This is a genomic window from Streptomyces sp. NPDC050674 (assembly GCF_040654575.1).
GTDB lineage: Bacteria > Actinomycetota > Actinomycetes > Streptomycetales > Streptomycetaceae > Streptomyces.
Map to the genome: position 1 here is coordinate 1 of NZ_JBFAIG010000054.1, position 1,967 is coordinate 1,967.

General features: G+C 73.5%; 2 protein-coding genes. Both read left to right on the forward strand.

The window, feature by feature from the left end:
• The coding region (locus tag AB0I06_RS34235; RefSeq protein ID WP_363122764.1) for a beta-ketoacyl reductase at window positions 1–996 on the forward strand (996 nt) is incomplete at its 5' end.
• Window positions 997–1,050: 54 nt separating this feature from the next.
• The coding region (locus AB0I06_RS34240; RefSeq protein ID WP_363122765.1) for a beta-ketoacyl synthase N-terminal-like domain-containing protein at window positions 1,051–1,967 on the forward strand (917 nt) is incomplete at its 3' end.

The window sequence follows — 1,967 nt, forward strand, 5'->3', positions numbered from 1 at the left end:
TGGCATCTGCATGAGTTGACCCGGGACATGGGTGTGAAGGCGTTCGTGCTGTATTCGTCGGTGTCGGGTCTGCTGGGGACGGCGGGGCAGGCGAATTACGCGGCGGGCAACGCGTTCCTGGACGCGTTGGCGGCGCATCGCCGGGCGGCCGGACTGGCCGCGACCTCCCTCGCCTGGGGCCTCTGGGAGGAGACCAGCACCATCACCGGTCACCTCGCCGAAGCGGACCTGCGCCGCCTGGCCCGCTCCGGCCTGCTGCCGCTGGCCACCGACGACGCGATGGCCCTCTTCGACGCCGCCCCGGCCACCGGTGAGAGCCTGCTCGCCGTCACCCGGCTCGACACCCGGGCGATCCGCGCCCTGGGCGACCAGGTGCCGCCCCTGCTCGCCGGGCTGGTCCGCGGACCCGGCGCCCGCCGCACCGCGACGCCCAGGGACACGTCCCCCGGCCGCCCCGAGGGCCAGGGGCTCGCCGAACGGCTCGCCGCCCTGTCCGCGACCGACCGGGAACGGGCCCTGGTGGATCTCGTGCGCGGCCGCGTTGCCGCCGTCCTCGGACACGCCGACCACACGGCCATCGACGCCGACCGGCCGGTCCAGGAGCTCGGTTTCGACTCCCTGACCGCCGTCGAGCTGCGCAACCAGCTCGCCGCCGAGACGGCACTGCGGCTGCCGACCACCCTGGTCTTCGACCAGCCCACCCCCAGGGCGCTCGCCGGCTACCTGGCCGATCGCCTCACCGTCGAGGAGACCGCGCCGGACGAGCCGGTGCTCGCGGAACTGGCCCGGCTCGAGGCCGCCATCGAGGCGGCCGCCACGGACGCCTCCGCCCACGGCCGGATCACCGCCCGCCTGCGGGAACTCCTCGACACCGCCGACAGCGCGGCAGGGGCGTCGGCCGGAACCCCGACCGGGGCATCGGACCAGGACCCGGACGACGACCTGGACTCGGCGACCGACGACGAACTGTTCGCCCTCGTCGACGAGCTGAACTGAGCCACCGCCCCCCTTCGACACGATCACCACACGACACACGGGAGTTGACACACCATGGCGGGCGAGGACAAACTCCGCGACTACCTCAAGAAGGCCGTCGCCGATGCCCGTGAGGCACGCCGGCAGCTGCGGGACATCGAGGACAGGCGGCGCGAGCCGATCGCGATCGTGGGCATGGCCTGCCGCTACCCCGGCGGCGTGTCCTCGCCCGACGACCTCTGGCGCCTCGTGGCCGACGGCACCGACGCCGTCGGCGGCTTCCCCGGCAACCGGGGCTGGGACGTGGACGGCCTCTACGACCCCGACCCCGACCGCACGGGCACCTCGTACACCCGCGAAGGCGGATTCCTGTACGACGCCGACCGGTTCGACCCGGCGTTCTTCGGGATGTCGCCGCGCGAGGCCATGGCGATCGACCCGCAGCAACGGCTGCTGCTGGAGACGGCCTGGGAGGCGTTCGAGCACGCCGGCGTCGACGCGACCGCCCTGCGCGGCTCCGACACCGGCGTGTTCACCGGCCAGATGTACAACGACTACGGCTCACGCCCCCATCTGCCGCCGGAGGACTTCGAGGGGTACCTGTACAGCGGCAGTGCGGGCAGCATCGCCGTCGGCCGGCTCTCCTACACCTACGGCTTCGAGGGCCCGGCGGTCTCCGTCGACACCGCCTGCTCGTCCTCCCTGGTCGCCCTGCACCTGGCGGTGAACGCGCTGCGCAACGGCGAGTGCTCGCTCGCCCTCGCCGGCGGCGTCACGGTCATGTCGACACCGGTGGCCTTCCTGGAGTTCTCCCGCCTGCGCGGCCTTTCCCCCGACGGCCGCTGCAAGTCCTTCGCGGCGGCGGCCGACGGTGTGGCCTGGTCGGAGGGCGTGGGCCTGCTGGTGGTGGAGCGGTTGTCGGACGCGGTGCGCAACGGGCACCGGGTGCTGGCGGTCGTGCGGGGCAGTGCGGTCAATCAGGACGGTGCGTC